The organism is Reyranella sp. (assembly GCF_965279625.1).
Taxonomy (GTDB): domain Bacteria; phylum Pseudomonadota; class Alphaproteobacteria; order Reyranellales; family Reyranellaceae; genus Reyranella.
Genome location: NZ_OZ257251.1, coordinates 1,984,744 through 2,004,837, shown reverse-complemented (window position 1 = coordinate 2,004,837; position 20,094 = coordinate 1,984,744). Strand labels below are relative to the sequence as shown.

The window sequence follows — 20,094 nt, the reverse complement described above, 5'->3', positions numbered from 1 at the left end:
TGTGAGGGACGGGGAGACTGAAAACGGAGAGCCGGTGCTTGCGGCGGTTGCCGATCATCGCTCGCTCTTGTTGCTGCGCGGTGCGGCGGCGCTGCTCTTTGCCTTTCTCGTATTCTTCTGGCCGAGGTTGACGGTTACGGGTCTGGCGGTCCTCTGGGGGGGCTATTCCCTCGTGGACGGTACCCTGGCCCTGACCGCCGCGAGCCACGCGCGCCGCGGCGCGCCACGGATATGGCTAGGTGTGATTGGGCTGGCGGGCCTCGCCTGTGCCGGCAGCGCCTTGTTCGCGCTCGACCTGCTCGTCGGGCACCTGGTCGGGATCATTTCCATCTGGGCGATCTCGACCGGGGCGTTGCAGCTCTGGGCCGCGCTCGAGCTGCGCAAGACAGTCGATGGTGACTGGGTCTTGGCGCTGGACGGGCTGGGGGCGCTCCTGTTCGGACTGGCACTCGCTCTGTGGCCGGAGCCGGGAGAACAGGTGCTGATCTGGGTAACGGGATGGTTTGCCCTCGCCCTCGGGACCCTGTTCGCAAGCGTAGGAGTCTGGCTCGGCCGATCGACCTGAGCGGCCGATCACAAGGCTGGTGAACCCGGTCAACTGAGGTCGTTCGGGCTTGAGGCATATCAATTCCCGACCGGTCGCTCGCGCCTACGGTGATCGCGAACAACGGAGGAAGCCATGCCAAAGATGATGGCGGCGGTGTTTGCCGAGCCGGGCCGGATCGTCCTCGAGTCGCGACCGGTGCCCGATGTCGGCCCGTTGGATGCGCTCGTGCGGATCAGCACGACGACGATCTGCGGCACCGACGTGCACATCCTTCGCGGCGAATACCCCGTCGCCAAGGGGTTGATCGTCGGCCACGAGCCGGTCGGAATCATCGAGAAGCTGGGCTCCGAGGTCAAAGGCTACAAGGAAGGCCAGCGCGTGATTGCCGGCGCCATCACGCCGAGCGGGCACAGCTACGCCTGTCTCTGCGGCGCGCACTCGCAGGATGGCCCAGACACGCGGCATGGCTTCAAGCCGGCAGGCGGCTGGCGTTTCGGCAACACGATCGACGGCTGTCAGGCGGAGTTCGTGTTGGTGCCGGACGCGATGACGAATCTCGCTCCGGTCCCGTCGAACCTGACCGACGAGCAGGTGCTGATGTGCCCCGACATCATGTCGACCGGATTCGCGGGCGCCGAGGGCGGCAGCGTCCGGATCGGCGACATCGTCGCGGTGTTCGCGTTGGGGCCGATCGGCCTCTGTGCGGCGCTGGGCGCGCGGCTGATGGGCGCCACCACGGTGATCGGCGTCGACACGGTGCCGGCGCGGCTGGCCGTCGCGCGCAAGCTGGGGATCGATCATGTCGTCGACTTCAAGAAGGGCGATCCCGTGGCGGCTATCCGAGAACTCACGTCGGGTCGCGGAGTCGACGTCGCGATCGAAGCCCTGGGCACGCAACAGACTTTCGAGAATGCGCTGCGTGTGTTGCGGCCGGGTGGCACGCTGTCGAGTCTCGGCGTCTATTCGACGGACCTGCGCATCCCGCTCGATGCCTTCACGGCGGGCCTGGGCGATAACAAGATCGTCACGTCGCTCTGCCCCGGAGGCAAGGAGCGCATGCGGCGGCTGATGAACGTCATCGCCGCGGGGCGAGCCGATCTCGGCGCGCTGGTGACTCACCGATTCAAGCTCGCCGACATCGAGCAGGCCTACGACCTTTTCGCGCATCAGCGGGACGGGGTTCTCAAAGTCGCCCTCACCCCCTGACGCAGAGCGCCCCGATGGTCAGTCCTCCTTCCGGCTTCGACGGCGAGATCGTAGCTTCGCAGCCGGCGCGGCGCCTGTTGCGCCCCGACTTCCTGTGGGGCGTCTCGACGTCGTCCTATCAGATCGAAGGGGCGGCCCGGGAAGACGGTCGCGGTCCCAGCATCTGGGACGGCTTTTCCCACGAGCCCGGGCGGATCGCCAACGGCGACACCGGCGACGTCGCCTGCGATCATTACCATCGGTACGCCGAGGACATCGCCCTGATGCGCGACATCGGCGTCGGCGCCTATCGTTTCTCGGTCGCCTGGCCGCGCGTGTTGCCGGACGGGCAGGGGCCCGTGAACGAGCGCGGGATTGCCTTCTACGACCGGCTGGTCGACGGGCTGCTCGCGGCGGGAATCGAGCCCTGGGTCTGCCTGTACCACTGGGACCTGCCGCAGGCGCTGCAGGATCGCGGAGGCTGGGCCAATAGAGACAGTGTGAGCTGGTTCGCCGACTATGCCCGCCTGGTGGCGAGCCGCCTCGGCGACCGGGTGAAGCGGTTCGCCACCTTCAACGAGCCGGGCGTCTTCACGCTGTTCGGCTATGCGTTCGGTTGGCATCCGCCCGCGGTAGACGATGCGGCGCAGCATCACGCCGCGATCCATCATGTGAACCTGGCGCACGGCGCGGCGATCGACGTGCTGCGGGCCTATCTGCCCGGCGTGTCGCTCGGGACCATCTGCAACCTGCAGCCGGTGCGACCCGTCGCGCCGACGGAAGCCGATCGCGCTGCCGCCGCGCTGCTGGACGACTACTGGAACCGCGCCTTCGCCGACCCGCAGGTGCGCGGTGTCTATCCCAAGGTGCTCGCCGAGCGCATTGCGCCGTTCCTGCAGGAGGGCGACATGGAGCGGATCCGGCGTCCGATCGACTGGCTCGGCGTCAACCACTATTCGCCGATCTACGCCAGGGCCGACGCCGCGTCGCGCCTGGGATTCGCCTGGAGCGATGCGCCGGCCAATGTGCCGCGCTCGCCGATCGGATGGCAGATCGATCCCGAAGGCTTCAGGGATACGCTGCTCGACGCCTGCGACAGATATCGGCTGCCGGTCTACGTGACGGAGAACGGCGCCGGCGCGGAGGAGACTGGCGATGCGACGGGCGGCGTGAACGACGTCGAACGCATCGACTATCTCTCACGCTACATCGATGCGCTGGAAGAGGCCGTTACGCTGGGTGCCGACGTGCGGGGCTACTTCGTCTGGTCGCTGCTCGACAATTTCGAATGGGGCGCGGGGTACGCCAACCGCTTCGGCCTGGTGCGCGTGGATTATCCGACGCAGCGTCGCATCCCCAAGGCCTCGGCCCGTTGGTACGAGGCGACGATCGCCGCACAGGTTCGCGGCGGCGTGCCATGAGTTGCCTCCTCGTCGATGTCGGGGGGACTCGAACCCGCTTCGCCTTGTTCACCGACGGGTGGCTGGGGCCGATCGAATCTCTGCGCACCGGCGCCTACGCCAGCCTGCACGATGCCGCGCATCACTTCCTGAACGGCCAGGCGGAGCGCACCGTCGTGGATCGCGCGGTGATCGCCGCGGCCGGGCCCGTCTCGGGCGGTCGCTGCAAACTGACCAACGCCCCCTGGACGCTCGATGCCGAAAGCCTGCGGCAAACGCTGCGTCTTCAATCGGTCGATCTCGTGAACGATCTCGAGGCCCTGGCCTTGGCGGTCCCTCACCTCGGCGCCGAGGACGTGATTGCCGTGGGCGAAGGTGGGTCCGTCATGAGCGACGCCGTGGCGGTGATCGCGCCGGGCACCGGGCTTGGCGTCGCCTGCTATCTTCCCGGTACTTCTCCACGAGTCGTGGCCAGCGAAGCAGGGCATGCCACGCTCGCGGCGAATGACGCCGCCGACGCCGCGATCCTCAAGATGCTGCGCGGCCGCTTTGGTCATGTGTCCGCCGAACGCGTGTTGTCGGGGGCAGGACTGGCCAACCTGCAGGCGGCGCTGGCGATGCGGGACGGCCACGAGCCGGGCTCTCCGTCTCCGGAGGAGATCGTCAGGGGCGCGCTGTACGATACGGTGCCACGCTACGCTGCCGCGCTCGAGTTGTTCTGCGGCTTCCTGGGATCCTACGCGGGCGACCTGGCGCTCGCCTTTGCGGCCCGCGGCGGGGTGCTGATCGGCGGAGGGATCGCGCCCCACATTCTCCCGGCTCTTCGCGATTCGTCGTTCCGCTCACGCTTTGCCGCGAAGGGCCGCTTCGCCGGATATCTCGGCCAGATCCCCACCGCCGTCATCGTTCGGCCGGAGCCGACCTTCCTGGGCCTGGCGGCGCTTGCGGCCCGGAGGGGCTGATGAGGACCGACGATGGCGCCTCCGCCGTCGGCCCGGGTCCGCTCAGGCGCTTCTGGCACAGTGCCCTTGGGTTCGGTCGCGGCAAGGACTCCTGGGTGCCGTGGACCCTGATCGGGCTGCTGGCCCTCTGTGTCGTGGCGCAGCTTCTGGTGCAGTACCGGCTGAACGTCTGGAATCGCGACTTCTTCGACGCGCTGGAAAAGCGCAATGGCGCGGGGATCCGCCACCAGACATATCTGCTCCCTGGTCTCGCGGCCTGCAGCGTTTTCCTCGCCGCCTTCGCAGTCTGGGCACGGATGACCTTCCAGCGGAGGTGGCGCGCCTGGCTCACCGCGCACCTCCTCGGTCTCTGGCTAGAGAACGGCAACTACCGGCGCCTCGAGGCCGGAAGCGACGAACCACAGCTTGCGGAGTACCGGATCGCCGAGGATGCGCGCATCGCCACCGATGCCCCGATAGATCTCGTGACCGGCCTGCTTTCCTCTGTGCTGACAGCCGTGACGTTTGTCGTGGTCCTGTGGACGGTAGGCGGCGCGATCGCCATCGGACCCTCGCGGCTGGGGCTCGAACTGCCGGGTTACCTGGTGTTCGCCAGTATCGCCTACGCCATGGTCACGACGGGAGCGATGCTGCTGGTGGGTCGCCGGATGGCGCATGTCATCGAGCGGAAGAACCAGGCTGAATCGGAGCTGAAGTTTGCGGTCGCCCGGCTTCGAACGGCGCCGGTCGCCGCCGTGGGAGCGGGCGCACCAGCGGGGCCGGTGAGTTTCGCGCTCGACGAGGTGATCAGGAATTGGCGATTATTGTGCGGCCAGCATGTGCGGACCACTTTGGTATCGTCCGGCAACACGCTGCTGGCGCCCATCATCGGCCTGATCCTGTCCGTTCCAAAGTACCTCGACGGCTCGTTGTCGCTCGGCGAGGTGACCCAGGCCGCGGCAGCCTTCGCGGCCGTCCAGATCGCGTTCAACTGGCTGGTCGACAATTATCCGCGTCTCGCCGAGTGGGCTTCGTCAGCCAGCCGGGTGGGCGTCCTGCTGCTGGCGGTCGACCAGTTGGGCCAACCGCGCCGGCCCACGGGCTCTGAAGCTTCTTCCGGGAGATGAGCGTTGCCCCCACCTGAGATCGTGAACGACGAAACGTCGTGGCGGGCGGGTCTCTCGCAGGCAGACGCGCAGGCGCGCTTGCGGGACGAGGGCTTCAACGAACTTCCCACGGGCGACGGGCGGGGCATCCTGCGCATCGTCGCCGATGTGCTCCGGGAGCCGATGTTTGCGCTGCTGCTCGCAGCCGGTGCGATCTACCTGGTGCTCGGCGATCACGGCGAGGCGATCGTCCTGCTCGCCTTTGCGACCATGTCAGTCCTGATCACGGTCGTGCAGGAGACCCGCAGCGAGCGCGTGCTGGCGGCCTTGCGCGATCAGGCGAGCCCGCGCGCGCTGGTCATCCGGGACGGCGAGCGGCGCCGCATCCCGGGCCGGGAGGTGGCGCGCGGCGATACGATCGTGGTGCTCGAAGGCGATCGCATTCCTGCCGACGCGATCGTCGTGTCCGCCAGCAGCCTCGTCGTCGACGAATCGCTGCTCACCGGCGAATCGGTTCCCGTCGGCAAGAGCACCGGTGACACGATTGCCGCCATGGCGCGCCCCGGCGGCGAGAACACGCCGTACCTGTATTCGGGCACGCTTGCGGTTCGTGGCGAGGGCGTTGCGGTGGTTCGGGCGACCGGACCGAACAGCGAGCTGGGCCGCATCGGGCAATCGCTGAAGGCGATCACCCCGGAACCGCCGCGGCTGCAGGCGGAAACGCGGCGTCTCGTCCGGATCTTCGCCGCGGTTGGGCTCGCCGCCAGCCTGGCCGTCGTGCTCCTGATCGGGGTCTTGCAAGGGGACTGGCTGCAGGCGGTGCTTGGCGGGATTGCCATCGGCATGTCTCTCCTGCCCGAGGAATTTCCCCTGGTGCTTACGGCCTTCATGGTCATGGGCGCGTGGCGCCTGTCTCGGGTGCGGGTCCTGACGCGTCGCGCCTCGGCGATCGAGATGCTCGGCGCCGCAACGGTCCTGTGCTCCGACAAGACGGGCACGATGACCCAGAACCGCATGAACCTGGCGGAGGTGCGCACGTCGGGAACGACGTGGCACGCCGGGCACAGTGAACCAGATGCCGAGGCTGCCGTCCTGATCGAGGTCGCCCGGGGCGCAAGCTCGCCCGAACCTTCCGACCCGATGGAAAAGGCACTCGCGGCCCAGGCCAGTGGCGCTGCAGCCGGAAAGCTCGTGCGACGCTACAGCCTCCAGCCGACGCTGCTCGCGATGAGCCATGTCTGGCAGGACGCCGACGGGAGTCGATCCGTGTCGACGAAGGGCGCACCCGAGGCGGTTGGTTCTCTCTGTCGCCTCGACGCTGCCGGACAGGCGTGGCTGCACCGCGCGGTCGAGGACATGGCGGGCGAGGGCATGCGCGTGCTGGGAGTCGCTCAGGCGCGACTGCCGGACGGTCCCTTGCCGGACGTGCAGGCGGGCTTCGATCTCGAATTCCTCGGCCTCGTCGGATTCGCCGATCCGCTGCGCGAGAACGTGCCGGCCGCGATCGGCGAATGCCGATCGGCGCAGATCAGGGTGATCATGATCACGGGCGACTATCCGGCCACGGCACAAGCGATCGCCCGGCGGGCGGGCCTCGATGCCGGCAAGGTCGTCGACGGGCATTCCCTGGAGAGCATGGACGATGCCGCCCTGCGCGAGTGCGTGAGCACGACCAACGTGTTCGCCCGCATCATGCCGGAGCAGAAGCTGCGCCTCGTGCAGGCCCTGAAGGCCGACGGCGAGATCGTTGCGATGACGGGCGACGGAGTGAACGATGCGCCGGCGCTCAGGGCGGCTCACATCGGCCTGGCGATGGGAGGCCGTGGCACGGACGTCGCGCGCGAGGCTTCCGCCATCGTTCTGCTCGACGACGATTTCGGCTCGATCGTGCGGACCATTCGTCTGGGCCGGCGCATCTACGACAATCTCCGGAAGGCGAGCGCCTACATCGTGGCGGTGCACATACCCATCGCCGGCCTCGCGCTGCTGCCGCTGCTGTTCGGCCTGCCGTTCATGCTGAGCCCCATCCACATTGCCTTCCTCGAGATGGTGATCGATCCGGTCTGCTCGATCGCCTTCGAGGCCGAGGCCGAGGAACGCGACCTGATGCAGCGGCCGCCGCGGTCCGCGGACAGCCGCCTGCTGTCGACGCCGATGATGGTCTTCAGCCTGTTGCAGGGCGCGCTGGCGCTGGTCGCCCTTGCCGTCGTTCTTCTGGTGGGGATCGGCCGCGACATGCCGACCGAAGAACTGCGTGCCCTGATGTTCACCTCCCTCGTCCTGATCAATGTCGGGCTGATCGTCGTGAACCGCTCCTTCTCGTCGTCACTGTCAGTGGCCCTGCGGCGCCCGAACCTTTTCCTGTGGTTCCTGCTGGCCGTGGTGGCCTCGGTGATGACGGCGGCGCTCACCTGGCTGCCGGCGATGGATCTCTTTCAGTTCGGCCCCCTGCATGCCGACGATCTCGGCGTGTCGCTGGTCGTGACCGTGGTCCTGATCCTTTGTCTGGAAGCCCTGAAGCCGTTGTGGCGCCAGAGTCTGCGCAAGTGACGCTCCTCCTGTTGAGATAGGTCAAGGCGTCGCGGGGCCGTGGCCGGCATTGTCGACGCGCTGCCCATCATTTTGGCCGAGACCGTCATGCTCTACTCCAGCAATGCCACTCTGCCGATCTCCATCTGCCAGCAACTCCCCCGCGAGCACAGGCCCTCTATCGCGAGGCCTTCAATGAAACCTGGGCTCTCCATGCCGGCGCCTATGGACATAATTGCCAGCGGCGCTGGACGCTTGGCAGAATGATCAGCGAACTCCTCACGGGCGGCTGATGCGTTCTTCTCACGCACGAGCGTGGTCGGCGGCCGTCCTCGCCCTGCTTCTCACGATTGCAGGATGCGCCGGCGCCCCGAACCCCGCTCCTCCCGTCACGCCGGTCCCGCCAAGCCCGCCGGTCTCGCCTCTGGCGGCGGCCTTGCAAGGGATCGGCATCGCGGTGCCGTCGCGTGGCAAGCTGGTCGTCGTCAACATCCCGTCGTTCGAACTCGTCGCACTCGAGGACGGGAAATATGTCCTGCGCAGCCGCGTCGTCGTCGGCCGACCGCTGACCCCGACGCCCGAGCTGTCGACGGCGATCTGGGCGGTCACCTTCAACCCGTCCTGGACACCGACGCCCGCCATGATGCGCTTCGAGGGGGCGCGTCACATGCCGCCTGGGCCACAGAATCCGCTCGGCCGGATTCTGTTCGAGCTCGACAACGATCAGCTGATCTTCCTCCACGACACCAACGACCGCAGATTCTTCGACCGTCCGGTCCGCGCCTTCAGCCACGGGTGTGTGCGGGTGGAAAAGGCCCGCGCTCTGGCTGCCTGGGCGCTCGACGTAAGCGAGGCCGAGATCGACCGGTCGATCGCGCGCGTCGGGACTCACCGGGAACTCCTGACGGCGAACATTCCCGTAGCCATCGTGTATCGCACGCGCTTTCCCGACGACGAGGGGCGTCTCGGCGACTCTCCCGACGTCTACAGGCAGCAATCCGTCGCCGCGGTCGCGCCGGGCGAGCGCCCTTCGGAAGAGTGCCGGGGCCCGCTTTAGCCGCCCGCGCGCGCTTCGACCGATTGAAGGAACCGCAGGAGCAGGTTGCCGACGAGATCCGGGGCTTCGACCAGGACGGAGTGCCGGAGGGCGGGGAGGATGACGAGCTCCGAATTCGGGAGGGCTGCCGCGATCTTCTCGTTCAGAGCAGGACTGCAGCCCGGATCGAATTCTCCGGTCGTCACCAGCGTCGGGGCGGAAATCTCGTGCAGCCAGGGGCCCATGTCCGTGGTCGCAAACGCCTTGTAGGTTTCCCGGTAGACCCTGGGATCGGCGTTCAGCATCTGCTGCTTCCGCGTCTCGACGACGTCGGGTTGCTCGCGCCGGAATTCCTCGGTGAACCACCGATCTAGCATCGTATCGAGGATGCCGGGCATGCCTTCGGCATAGAGCTTCTCGACGAACTTCGCGCCATTTGCCTTTGCCTCGGGGCTGCGGAACGCTGCCGTGCAGATCAGGCTGAGCGATTTGACGCGTTCGGGATGGGCGCGTGTGTAGGTCGGTACGATCATGCCGCCGAGCGAGTGGCCGATGAAGTGCGCCTGCTGGATCCCGAGTTCCGCTCGCAATGCCTCCAGGTCGGCGGCGAACTCGTCGACGCCGAGGGGCGCGGCCGCGCCGTCGGATCCGCCATGTCCCCTTAGGTCGTAGGAGATGCATCGGAAGTGCGGCGCGAGCCGGGCGACGACGCCGTCCCATACCTGGCGCCGGGCGCCGACACCGTGGGTCAGGAATACGGTGGGGCCGTCTCCCACGATCGAATAGTCGATGCGAATCGGTGGGGCCATGGAAGATCCTCCTGGAAGAACGTAGGCGCGCGTCAGCTCACGCCGACGAAGATGTCGGTGCCTTCGACTTTCACGGGGAAGGTCTTCAGCGGCTCTTCGGGCGGGCCTTCGACGACGGCGCCGGTGCGGATGTCGAAGAACGCCTGGTGAAGCGGGCACTCCACGCAACCCTTCTCAACATAACCCTCCGAGAGAAAGGCGAACTGGTGGGTGCATATGTTGGCGGTGGCGAAGTAGCCGTCCTCTAGACGGAAGAGGGCGATCTCCATCCCATTGATCTCGATACCGATCACGTCCTTATCGGCCAGCGCGCTCGTCTCTGCCGCCTTGTGCCAGGTCGTCATTCACCCTCACATCAACATAGATGATATGTTTATCATTAATATCGATTAACTCGATGTACTTAGGAAATGTAAACCACTCCCCTCGGGGGCGCGTCAATTCCGATCGCCGGAGTTCATCGATGGAAGCGATATTCACATAGATCGTATCGATTTGAGCGGAGATTGATGCGGCGTCATGCTCGCCACCAAGCAAGAGGGCCAAGCAATGGACAGCGCGACGACAAAAGCGGGCGAACTCGAAGGTTCCTACGCCAAGACCTTCCTGCCGGTTACGCAGGCCGCTCATCCAACTGGAGAAATGTATCACGATCCCGCTGTGCTGGAACGTGAGAAGCAGGTGATCTTCGGCGAGGACTGGCTGTGTATCGGCCGTGCCGAGGAGATCGCCAACCCGGGCGATTACAAGACGTTCCGCCTGGTCGACCAGCCGGTTCTGCTCTGCCGGACGTCCGAGGGCCGGATTGCCGCGTATTCCAACACCTGCGTCCATCGCGGCGTGGAAGTCGCCACCGGCATGGGCAACACGAAGGAGTTCACCTGCCCCTATCACGGCTGGCTGTACAATCTTGAGGGTCAGCTGATCGGCGCTCCCTACATGCGCGATTCCGAAGGCTTCGACCGCAAGAATTGCAAATTGCCAGAATTGCCGTGCGAGACCTTCCAGGGCTGGGTGTTCGTGTCGCTGAACAAGACGCCGGAAACGTTCGAGACCTTCATCGCCGAATTCGCCGAGAAGTTCGGCTACCTCGACATGGAGCCGATGCGGCTCGGCATCCAGCGCGACATTCCGCTCAGCTGCAACTGGAAGCTGATGGTCGAGAACTTCATCGATTTCTATCACATCGGCGTGCTGCACAAGGACACGATCGGCCGCTACATGAAGACAACCGACGTGCCGTACGAGACGCGCAAGCGCGGGCAGGTCTTCATCAACGAGTATGATGCGGGCTCGCACACGAAGTCGGGCGAGGTCTTCGTCGAGCCGATCCCGGCGCTCAAGGACAAGCCGCCGCGCTTCTCGCAAGCGGGCGTCATTACGCCCAACGTGAACTTCTTCGTGCGGCCGGACTACGTGATGCTCTATTCGTCCTGGCCGGTCGACGTGAATACGATGATCATGAAGCAGTTCATCGTCTTCCCCAGGCACGTCGTCGAGTCGCCTAACTTCCCCGAGGTGAAGCGACAATTCCTCGAAATGAGCGACAAGATCCTGGGCGAGGACGTGGCGATGGTCGAGTCGCTGCAGAACGCATCGCGGGCAAAGCATTTCGTTCCCGGCCGCATGAGCCGGCTCGAAAAAGGCGTGCAGCACTTCATCCTGCACAATCTCGGCCGTATCTACGGCGACCGGCAGATGGCTGCTGCGGCCGAATAGGACCGCAGGCGATGTTCTACGAATGCGCGCGGAACGACCACGGGTTGCCGCACAATCCGCTGAAGCAGTGCGTCGTGCCGCGACCCATCGGCTGGGTGTCGACGGTGGACGGCCGGGGCCGGGTGAACCTCGCGCCGTTCAGCTTCTTCAACCTCGTGAGCGAGAATCCGCCGCTGGTGATCTATTGCCCGGTGGGTGCGCATGTCGAGGGTGGTGAGAAGGACTCGCTGCGCGCGGTGCGCGACGTCGGCGAGTTCGTGGTCAATGTCGCGACCTATAGCCTGCGCGAGGCGCTGAACGTTTCCTCGGCGCCGGCCGGCAGCGATGTCGACGAGTTCGAGCTGGCGGGGCTGACCAAGGAGCCATCGCAGCTCGTGCGTCCGCCGCGCGTCAAGGAATCGCCGCTCCATCTCGAATGCCGGCTGGTCCAGGTGATCTCGATGCCCGGATCGTTCGGCGGCGTCCCGAACTGCATGGTGCTGGGCGAGGTGCTGGGCGTCCATATCCGTGACGATCTCCTGCAGGACGGGCTCCTGAAGATCGACCGGCTCGAGCCGATCGCGCGGCTCGGTTACCAGGAATATGCCGTGGTGCGCGAGACGTTCACCATGCCGAGGCCCACGCGTGTAACCGTCGAGAGCGCCTGAGCGCCGCAACGTAGGGAAAAGTGCCGATGTTCACGTCGAAGCGGCTGCTGCGGGCGGCAGACAACCTGGTCAACAAGCACTTCGCGGTCGGCAACGGCGAGACCGTGCTGATCACGGCCGACACGGCCACGGAGAGCAAGCTGATCCAGGCGGTGGCCGATGCCGTGATTCAGTCCGGCGGCAAGCCGCTGGTCGCCATGGCCCCGCAACTTCCTTTCCAGGGCGGCCTGTCGGACCCCTACGTTTCCGATGCTCTGAAGGCGGCGGTCGTCTCCTGCGACGTCTGGTTCGACTTCTGCTTTCCCTATCATGCGGGATCGGGCGCGCATTCGGCGGCTATGGACGCCAACCGCTGCCGGTATGCGCTGCTGGCGCTCGCTGAGGCCGACAGCTTCGAACGGCTCTATGGCTGCGTCGATTTCGCGGCGATGATGGATTTCAACGTCGCCCTGGCCGAGTTCTTCGCCGAGGCGGCGGGCCAGCAGGTCCGCTTCACCTGCCCGAAGGGCACGGACGTGACGCTGACGCTCGACAAGCTGAAGATGATCCGCCAGCGCGTCTGCCAGAGCCCGGGCATGAACACCGTGCCCGGTACGCAGAGCTTCTATCCGGTGATGGATACCGTTAAGGGCAGGATCGTCATCCAGGCGCTGTTCGACGAATATTACCGCGCGCTGCGCGAGCCCATCACCATCGAGGTCGACGGCAAGATAAAGGGATTCACCGGTGGCGGCACCGAGGACCGGCCGAGCCTCGCGCGTGCCTTGCGCCGCGCCGGCGGCACGGGTGATTTCGGCTACTTCGTCCACTTCACGCTGGGCTTCCATCCGGGCACCATGCTCACCCAACGCCAGTTCATCGAAGACATCCGCCTGCCGGGTTCCAACGCCATCGGCATGGGCCTGCCATGGTGGGAGCCGGGCGGCGGCGAGAACCATCCCGATGGCATCGTCTTCGATCAGTCGCTGTGGGTCGGCGATGTCCAGCTGGTGAAGGACGGCGACTTCGTGGGGCCGGGACGGCTGGCCAAGCTCCACGAAGCCTTGTCTCGGCGGCTGGATTAGGACGTCTCGTGGCGTACCGGATCCAGGAGGACCGGCTGGGCGCCGCCTTCGACTGTGCGGCCGACGATGCGGTGTTGCGGGCCGGGCTGCGCGCGGGGCTGCCGCTCGCCTATGAATGCAATGCTGGCGGCTGCGGCACCTGCAAGTTCGAGCTGCTGGAGGGCGAGATCGCCGACCTGTGGCCCGCGGCGCCAGGCCTGTCGGAGCGCGACCGCGGCCGGCGTCGCCATTTGGCCTGCCAATCGCGTCCGACCTCGGATTGTCGCATCAGGATGATCGGCCGAGGCGAAGCCGACGCGGCGCCGCTGCCGGCGCGCCTGGACGCGACGCTGGAAGCGGTCGCGGACCTGACCCACGATATGCGCGAGTTTCGCTTCCGCACCGCTCGACCGGCTTCCTTCCTTCCCGGACAGTATGCGTTGCTGTCACTGCCCGGCCTCGCCTCGATGCGTGCCTACTCGATGTCGAATGTCGCAAACGAAGAGGGCGAATGGCATTTCATCGTCCGGCGCGTTCGCGGTGGCGCGGCGACGTCGGTGCTGTTCGATCTGCGGCCGGGCACCTGTGCCGTCCTCGACGGTCCCTACGGCCGCGCCTATCTGCGAGCCGCCACCGCGCGAAACGTCGTGTGCATCGCGGGCGGCTCTGGCCTGTCGCCGATGATCGGGATTGCCCGCGGGCTCGACCGGCTGGGCCCTCAGCATGGCGGCAGCTTCGATTTCTTCTATGGTGGGCGCTCGGCGGACGATATCTGCGGCGAGGCGATGTTGCGGGATCTGCCGCGGCTCGGAAACCGGCTGCGGTTCCACCCCATCGTTTCGGGCGAGGATTCGCGCTGGGCGGGCCGCACCGGGCTGGTCCACGAACTGGTCGCCGACCTGCCGCCGGAAACCTTCAGTCATGCCGACTTCTATCTGGCGGGGCCGCCGCCGATGGCCGAGGCGGTCGTGTCGCTGCTGGCTCGGGGCCGCTCCGTGCCGGCGGAGCGCATCCACTACGACCGTTTCTTCTGACCCTGCCGGCCGCGGGCTGCGGTGGGCGGCGCAAACGACAGGCCCAGCGCCTGCGGGTAGGTCCGCTCCTTGAGCGGCCGGGCGTCCGCCAGTTCCTTGATGACGTCGATAAGTGACTGCTCGACCCGGCTGGGCTGAACGCGCGGGTTGGTGATCATGAAGATATCGACGGGCATCATCGGCTTGTAGGGCGGCAGCCGCCAGAGCAGCCCGTCCTTCTCGTCGCGCGCCGCGATATGGATGGGGATCACTCCGATGCCGATACCCGCGATGATCATGCGCCGAACTTCCTCCATGTGGTTGGAGACGGCGGCGGCGGGTTCCGCGAGCTGCAGTTCGGCATGGGCATCCGCAATCGTCTGCAGCGTGTAGGAGATCGTCGTCGGCCGGTAATAGGTCACCGACGCTTCGTTGCGCAGCTCCGCGGCGGTCACGTCGCGCCGGCCGAACAGCCGGTGGGTCGGTCCGCAATAGAAGGCGCAGTGCTCGCGGAACAGGTGAAAACACTCAAATTGGTCGGGCGTCTGGTAGAGCGGTGTGATGGCGAAATGGATCGTGCTCGCGGCCATCGCTTTCATGATGTCGGGACTGGACATCACCGTGGTGAGAAACGTGGCCTTGGGGTGCCGGCGGTGGAATTCCGCGAAGGCCTCGTTCAGGAGCGGACTGGTCATGTGGCTGGCCATGGCGAGATGCACGGTGCCGGTGAGCTCACCGCTGATGTCGGCGATCAGAAGCGAGATGCGGTCGATGCCGTTGGCGATCTCCCGGGCCTCCCGGTACAGGACTTCGCCGGCGGGGGTGAGGGCGAAGTTGGTCGGACCGCGCGTGGCCAGCTTGCAGTCGAGTCGCTCCTCAAGCTTCTTCAAGGCTGCACTGACCGCCGGTTGACCGCGGCCCAGCACGCCAGCGGCGCGGGACAGGCTCTGCTGTTCGGCGACCACGACGAACATGTGCAGCAGGTTCCAGTTTATTCTCCGGGCGAGGCCCTCGAGGGAGCGGACTTGGTGTGCGGGTTGCTTGGCCATCTGATTCCCGTTTGCGATCGGCTCTGAATATCAAAATTATTGGTTTCGTCATTGAAAATATCAATTTGCCGCATGCAGCCCGTCTGTAGGCTAATCTCGGAAAGATCAAGGGGATGGCCATGGTAAATCGTAGAAAAGACGATGTCTGAGCGCGTCGTCGTGGAGCATAGGTTCCTGCCCGATCTGCTGGGACGTCTTTCCGGCATCGCGCGCAGGGTCTTCCTCGCAGGCGGCATTCTGCCGATCGTTCTCGTCATCGCCATCGTGGGCTTCGCCATCGCCGAGCCCCGCTTCCTCACCTACAACAATCTCTTCAACGTCGCCCGCGCCTCCAGCTTCCTGGTCGTCGTCAGCATCGGGCAGATGCTCACCCTGCTGGTGCGGGGCATCGACATGTCGATCGGGTCGACCGAGGCGCTGATCAGCGTCTGCGTCGCCCTGGTGATGGCCACCGTACTGGCGGGCGATCCGACCGCGCCCTGGCTGGCGATTGCCGCCGGTATCGCAGCGGGCATGGCCATCGGTGCCGTGGTCGGCGCGATCAACGGCATCGGCATTGCCGTCCTGAACGTAAACCCCTTCATCATGACCGTGGGCATGCTGTCGATCCTGTCGGGCGTCGCCCTGACGATCAGCGGCGGCATGCCGATGTACGGCATGCCCAAGCAGTTCGGCGAAGTCTTCGCCTATGCAGCGCCCCTCGGTATTCCGGCGCCGGTATGGGTCGCCGGCGGCGTGTTCCTGATCATGTACTACATTCTCAACTGGACGCCGTTCGGGCGCCGCATCTATGCGCTGGGCGGCAACATCGTGGCCAGTCGGCTCGCCGGCATCAGCACGCGACTCCACATGGTGATGGCCTATGTCATGTGCTCGGTCATCGTGGCGGTAGGCGGAATTCTGCTGACGGCCCGCGTCGGGACGGGCGAGGCGACGCTGGCCAGCACGCACGTGCTCGAATCGATCACGGCCGTGGTCATCGCCGGCGTCTCCTTCTTCGGCGGCATCGGGCGCGTCGGGAACGTCGTGCTGGGTGCATTCTTCGTCACGCTCGTGACCAACGGCATGAATCTCCTGCGCGTCCCCAGCTACCAGCAACTCATCGTGCTGGGCGTGCTGCTCATCCTCGCGGTGGTAGTCGATCAGGTGCGGATCAAGATGATGCAGCAGGTTCGGGCAGAATAGCATGGATCAGGTTCTCGCACCCCCGCGCCCCGCGGCGGGCATCACCTCGCTTCTCAAGGCCTCGGGCATCGTCAAGTCGTTCGGCGGCAATCGCGCCCTGAGCGGCGTATCACTCGAAGTCCGCGAGAACGAGATCATGGCGCTGGTCGGCGACAACGGCGCCGGCAAGTCCACTCTGGTGAAGATCCTGTCCGGTGCCGAAGTGCCCGACGAAGGCACCATTCACGTGAGCGGGCGACTGGCCGACATCCAGAATCCGCACGACGCGCACGACCTGGGCATCGCCACGCTGCACCAGAACCTGGGCCTCGTGGACTGCTTCGACGTCCCGCAGAATGTGTTCCTCGGTCGCGAGCTTTCGACGAGGATTCTCGGCGTGCTGCCCCTGCTGCGGCGGGCCGAGATGGTGGAGCGCACGAAGGCGCTGCTGCGCGTACTCGACATCCGCATGCCGTATCTCGACCGTCCGGTCAGCACGATGTCGGGCGGTCAGCGCCAGGCCGTCGCCATCAGTCGGCTGCTGCTCGGTGACATCAAGCTGATCATCATGGACGAGCCGATGGCGGCGTTAGGTGTGCACGAAGGGCAGAAGGTGCTCGATCTCATCCAGCGCCTGTCCCAGCGCGGCATCTCGTTCCTGATCGTCAGCCACAACATGGAGCATGTCATGAGCATCTCCAATCGCGTGGCCGTGCTCAAGAACGGAAATCTGGTCGGCGTGGTGCCGACGGAGGGGGCGACCCGTCAGGACATCACGTCGATGATCATCCATGGCCGGGTCTAGGGGAGCCATTACCCCGGTTCGGGGTAAAGCAGTGGGAGCCGTGTCATGAGGAAGATTTCTGGGATTGCGCTTTCGGCCGTGCTGGCCTTGCAGGCGGGGGCGGCTTTTGCGGCCGACGACTGGACGGCCGAGCTGATGGTGGACGAGAAGAATCCGACAGCCATCTACAAGCCGCTTCCGGTCGGTGCGCTGACCAAGCCGTGGAAGCTCTGCGTCGCCTTCCCGCACATGAAGGACGCCTACTACGTCGCCAAGGATTATGGCGTGATGATCGAGGCCAAGCGCCAGAACGTCTCGGCCACCATCATGGCCGCAAGTGGCTATGACGACGTCGCGGGCCAGATTCAGCAGATCGAGGATTGCGTTGCCGCCGGTGGCAACGCCGTGCTGGTCAATGCCGTCTCCAAGTCGGGCCTGAACGGCATGATCGAGGAACTGTCTCGCAAAGGCGTGCCGGTACTCGATCTCGGCAACGGCGTGACGACGGACAAGATCGCGGCGGCGGCGCTCGCCCAGTATTATTACGCGGGCGCGACTGCCGGCAAGTACCTGGCAGGAACCTATCCGGCGGGCTCGGGCAAGAAGAAGATGGTCTGGCTGGCGGGGCCAGCCGGCTCGCAGTGGGTCGAGGATGCAGTGAAGGGCATGAAGGACGCCATCGCCGGGTCGGACGTCGAACTGGTGAAGGTCATCTACGGCGACACCGGCAAGGCCACCCAGATGAAGCTGCTGGAGGATGCCCTGCAGACCTATCCCGATCTCACCATAATTGGCGGCGTGGCGCCGGCCATCGAAGGCGCGATGGAGATCGTCAAGGAGAAGGGCATCAAGGACAAGAAGCTGATTGCCTTCTACTCGACGCCGCCGATCGAGCAGGCCGTGCGCGACGGCATCGTCATGGCGACCGTCAATGACAACAACCTTCTGGGCTCGCGGATCAGTGTCGACCAGGCGCTGCGCCTTCTCGAAGGCAAGCTTGAGGTCAAAGTGGCGAGCCGCAAGTTCAGCATCATCGACGGCAAGAACGTGAACACCTACGACCGCACGACGCTGATCGCGCCGGACGGTTTCAAGCCGGTGTTCAGGATCGACGCCGTCAAGAAATAGTCGTCCCGGCGAGCCGGCATCATTCGAGGAGAAAAGGGCCGCATCCGCGGCCCTTTTATTTCAGCCTCCTGGCGCTGGTTCGCGTTTGATCTCCGTCAAGTCGCGATGGTCGCGAATCTCCTATCAAGGCCTGCACTCCGAGCGATCCGACCCAGCTCAAGGCAGCCTCAAGCTGCCAGAAGGCGCCGCTCGGTCCGAAGGAGAAGGGATCCTTCCTTGAAGGCCATGGTTCTTTCTTCCCCCGGCGGGTTGCTCCACCTCGAGCAGCGACCCGATCCCCGTCCAGGTCCTGGCGACATGCTGATCAGGGTCGAGGCCTGCGGCGTATGCCGCACCGACGTCCATATCCTCGACGGCGAGCTGCCCGGAATTTCGCATCCGATCGTGCCCGGCCATGAGATCGTCGGCATTGTCGAAGCAGTGGGGACGGGCGTGCCGGCCGCGCGCCTGGGCACACGCGTCGGCGTGCCGTGGCTCGGCGGAACATGCGGCCATTGTCCGTATTGCGCGTCCGAGCGGGAGAACCTTTGCGATCGTCCGGTCTTCACCGGCCTCACGAGAGATGGCGGATTCGCTACCCAGGTCGTGGCCAGTGCGGACTTCTCGTTCCCGCTGAAGGGCTTCGATGACCCGGTGGCCGCGGCCCCGTTGCTATGCGCCGGGTTGATCGGGTGGCGGTCGCTCAAGCTCTGCGGCGACGCACATCGGATCGGCCTGTACGGCTTTGGGGCGGCCGCCCACATCCTCGCCCAGGTTTGCAGATGGCAGGGGCGGGAAGTCTATGCCTTCACCAGCCCCAGAGATGCTGCAGCGCAAGCCCACGCCCGCTCGTTGGGTGCGATCTGGACCGGCGGCTCCGATGAGGCTCCGCCACGATCCCTCGACGCCGCCATCCTGTTCGCGCCGGTCGGAGATCTCGTGCCGACAGCGCTGAAGGTCGTTCGCAAGGGCGGGCGCGTGGTCTGCGGCGGCATCCACATGAGCGACATACCGTCCTTTCCCTACAAGCTCCTTTGGGAGGAGCGGCAGATTCTCTCGGTCGCCAACCTCACGCGCGAAGACGCCCGGGAGTTTCTGGCGCTGGCGCCGATGGTGCCGGTGAAGACGACGACGACCGTCTACGCGCTCTCGGCCGCCAACGAAGCAATTGCCGATCTGCGTGCGGGCGCCTTTCAGGGCGCGGCTGTCCTGGTGCCCTGACCCGACAGGGCCGGTACCGAGACTTTGACATGGCGCAATGCGGCCGGTCGTGCCTTGGGCGACCGTGCACCATCAGATTGACCGAAGGGAACCGGGATATGCGCGCCAAGGACATCATGACCGAGAGCATCGTCTGCGTGAACGTCAAGGAAACGGTGTTCGATGCTGCGGAACTCCTGCTCGGCGCCGGTGTAAGCGCCGCGCCGGTCGTCAACGACAAGGGCAATGTCGTCGGGATCGTGAGCGAGGCCGATCTGATTCATCGCGCCGAGATCGAGACGGCGCCGCGAAAGTCATGGCTGCTGCGCCTGCTGGACAGCGAGGCGACAGCCGCTCGGGATTATGTGACGTCCCATGCCCGCAAGGTCGCCGACGTCATGACCCGCGACGTCGTCACCGCCAGCGATGAAGCCACCTTGGGCGAGCTGGTCGCTCTGATCGAGAAGCACCGCGTCAAGCGCATCCCGATCGTGCGGGACGAGAAGATCGTCGGCATCGTGAGCCGGGCCAACCTGCTAGCGGCGCTGCTGTCGCGCGAGCCGGAGGGGGCCCAGGGTCACCCGGATGACAAGCAGCTCCGGAAGGCCGTGGTCGAGTCGTTCGACAAGGAGCCCTGGAAGTCGCGCTGGCCGGTCAACGTCGTGGTCACGGATGGCGCCGTCCATCTCTGGGGCTTTGTGGAGGGCGAGGAAGTGCGGAAGGCCTACCGGGTCGCCGCCGAGAACGTCGCTGGCGTGAAGAGGGTCAAGAGCCACTTGCGTTCGCTGCCCGCCACCGTCGGCATGGGCGTCTAG

19 protein-coding genes are annotated in these 20,094 nt (G+C 65.8%); 16 read left to right on the top strand and 3 right to left on the bottom strand.

Going from position 1 to position 20,094, the window contains the following annotated elements; translation table 11 throughout:
• The first annotated feature begins 34 nt into the window (after positions 1 to 34).
• From ACQY78_RS09775 to ACQY78_RS09745, 7 genes are all read left to right on the top strand, one after another.
• Complete coding sequence (locus ACQY78_RS09775) at positions 35 to 565, top strand: DUF308 domain-containing protein (protein ID WP_428685071.1); 531 nt, start codon at positions 35 to 37, stop codon at positions 563 to 565.
• A gap of 114 nt (positions 566 to 679) precedes the next feature.
• Entirely contained in the window at positions 680 to 1,753 is a 1,074-nt protein-coding gene (locus ACQY78_RS09770) for a zinc-binding dehydrogenase (RefSeq protein ID WP_428685069.1), read from the top strand.
• A 14-nt stretch (positions 1,754 to 1,767) separates the two neighbouring features.
• Positions 1,768 to 3,153 (top strand): GH1 family beta-glucosidase, encoded by a 1,386-nt coding sequence (locus ACQY78_RS09765; protein ID WP_428685067.1) that lies wholly within the window; start codon positions 1,768 to 1,770, stop codon positions 3,151 to 3,153.
• A complete protein-coding gene (glk, locus tag ACQY78_RS09760; RefSeq protein ID WP_428685065.1) occupies positions 3,150 to 4,094 on the top strand; it encodes a glucokinase in 945 nt (314 codons plus the stop codon). Before ACQY78_RS09765 ends, glk begins: the two co-directional genes overlap by 4 nt.
• Positions 4,094 to 5,200 carry an SbmA/BacA-like family transporter gene (locus tag ACQY78_RS09755; RefSeq protein ID WP_428685063.1) on the top strand — a complete coding sequence of 369 codons (1,107 nt, stop codon included), beginning with the start codon at positions 4,094 to 4,096 and terminating at the stop codon, positions 5,198 to 5,200. The genes glk and ACQY78_RS09755 overlap by 1 nt, the downstream gene beginning before the upstream one ends.
• 3 nt (positions 5,201 to 5,203) lie before the next feature.
• Positions 5,204 to 7,729, top strand: coding sequence for a cation-translocating P-type ATPase (locus ACQY78_RS09750; protein WP_428685061.1), 2,526 nt, complete (start codon positions 5,204 to 5,206; stop codon positions 7,727 to 7,729).
• 415 nt (positions 7,730 to 8,144) lie between these two features.
• Positions 8,145 to 8,765, top strand: a complete 621-nt coding sequence (locus ACQY78_RS09745; RefSeq protein ID WP_428685059.1) for a L,D-transpeptidase family protein — start codon at positions 8,145 to 8,147, stop codon at positions 8,763 to 8,765.
• Here ACQY78_RS09745 and ACQY78_RS09740 read toward each other — a convergent pair.
• Both ACQY78_RS09740 and ACQY78_RS09735 read right to left on the bottom strand, forming a co-directional pair.
• Positions 8,762 to 9,553, bottom strand: coding sequence for an alpha/beta fold hydrolase (locus tag ACQY78_RS09740; RefSeq protein WP_428685057.1), 792 nt, complete (start codon positions 9,551 to 9,553; stop codon positions 8,762 to 8,764). The two genes, ACQY78_RS09745 and ACQY78_RS09740, sit on opposite strands and share 4 nt — an antisense overlap.
• Before the next feature lie 32 nt (positions 9,554 to 9,585).
• A complete protein-coding gene (locus ACQY78_RS09735; RefSeq protein WP_428685055.1) occupies positions 9,586 to 9,897 on the bottom strand; it encodes a non-heme iron oxygenase ferredoxin subunit in 312 nt (103 codons plus the stop codon).
• Between the two features lie 205 nt (positions 9,898 to 10,102).
• On the opposite strand from ACQY78_RS09735, the gene ACQY78_RS09730 reads away from it, so the two are divergent.
• From ACQY78_RS09730 to ACQY78_RS09715, 4 genes are read left to right on the top strand one after another with little or no spacing between them, the layout of a single operon-like run.
• Entirely contained in the window at positions 10,103 to 11,272 is a 1,170-nt protein-coding gene (locus ACQY78_RS09730) for an aromatic ring-hydroxylating oxygenase subunit alpha (RefSeq protein WP_428685053.1), read from the top strand.
• Between the two features lie 11 nt (positions 11,273 to 11,283).
• Complete coding sequence (locus ACQY78_RS09725; RefSeq protein ID WP_428685051.1) at positions 11,284 to 11,919, top strand: flavin reductase family protein; 636 nt, start codon at positions 11,284 to 11,286, stop codon at positions 11,917 to 11,919.
• Positions 11,920 to 11,945: 26 nt separating this feature from the next.
• Positions 11,946 to 12,983: a hypothetical protein gene (locus ACQY78_RS09720; protein ID WP_428685049.1), complete on the top strand. Its 1,038-nt coding sequence runs from the start codon at positions 11,946 to 11,948 to the stop codon at positions 12,981 to 12,983.
• Between the two features lie 8 nt (positions 12,984 to 12,991).
• Positions 12,992 to 13,996, top strand: coding sequence for an FAD-binding oxidoreductase (locus ACQY78_RS09715; RefSeq protein WP_428685047.1), 1,005 nt, complete (start codon positions 12,992 to 12,994; stop codon positions 13,994 to 13,996).
• On the opposite strand, the gene ACQY78_RS09710 is transcribed toward ACQY78_RS09715, so the two are convergent.
• Complete coding sequence (locus ACQY78_RS09710; RefSeq protein WP_428685045.1) at positions 13,978 to 15,024, bottom strand: LysR family transcriptional regulator; 1,047 nt, start codon at positions 15,022 to 15,024, stop codon at positions 13,978 to 13,980. The two genes, ACQY78_RS09715 and ACQY78_RS09710, sit on opposite strands and share 19 nt — an antisense overlap.
• Positions 15,025 to 15,165: 141 nt before the next feature.
• Here ACQY78_RS09710 and ACQY78_RS09705 point away from each other — a divergent pair, with 141 nt between their 5' ends.
• The 5 genes from ACQY78_RS09705 to ACQY78_RS09685 all read left to right on the top strand — a co-directional run bounded on the left by ACQY78_RS09705 (position 15,166) and on the right by ACQY78_RS09685 (position 20,094).
• Positions 15,166 to 16,209: an ABC transporter permease gene (locus ACQY78_RS09705; RefSeq protein ID WP_428685043.1), complete on the top strand. Its 1,044-nt coding sequence runs from the start codon at positions 15,166 to 15,168 to the stop codon at positions 16,207 to 16,209.
• A 1-nt stretch (position 16,210) separates the two neighbouring features.
• Positions 16,211 to 16,993 (top strand): ATP-binding cassette domain-containing protein, encoded by a 783-nt coding sequence (locus tag ACQY78_RS09700; RefSeq protein WP_428685041.1) that lies wholly within the window; start codon positions 16,211 to 16,213, stop codon positions 16,991 to 16,993.
• A 45-nt stretch (positions 16,994 to 17,038) separates the two neighbouring features.
• Positions 17,039 to 18,100 (top strand): TMAO reductase system periplasmic protein TorT, encoded by a 1,062-nt coding sequence (torT, locus tag ACQY78_RS09695; protein ID WP_428685039.1) that lies wholly within the window; start codon positions 17,039 to 17,041, stop codon positions 18,098 to 18,100.
• Between the two features lie 216 nt (positions 18,101 to 18,316).
• Positions 18,317 to 19,300 carry a zinc-dependent alcohol dehydrogenase family protein gene (locus ACQY78_RS09690; protein ID WP_428685037.1) on the top strand — a complete coding sequence of 328 codons (984 nt, stop codon included), beginning with the start codon at positions 18,317 to 18,319 and terminating at the stop codon, positions 19,298 to 19,300.
• Positions 19,301 to 19,398: 98 nt separating this feature from the next.
• A complete protein-coding gene (locus tag ACQY78_RS09685; protein ID WP_428685035.1) occupies positions 19,399 to 20,094 on the top strand; it encodes a CBS domain-containing protein in 696 nt (231 codons plus the stop codon).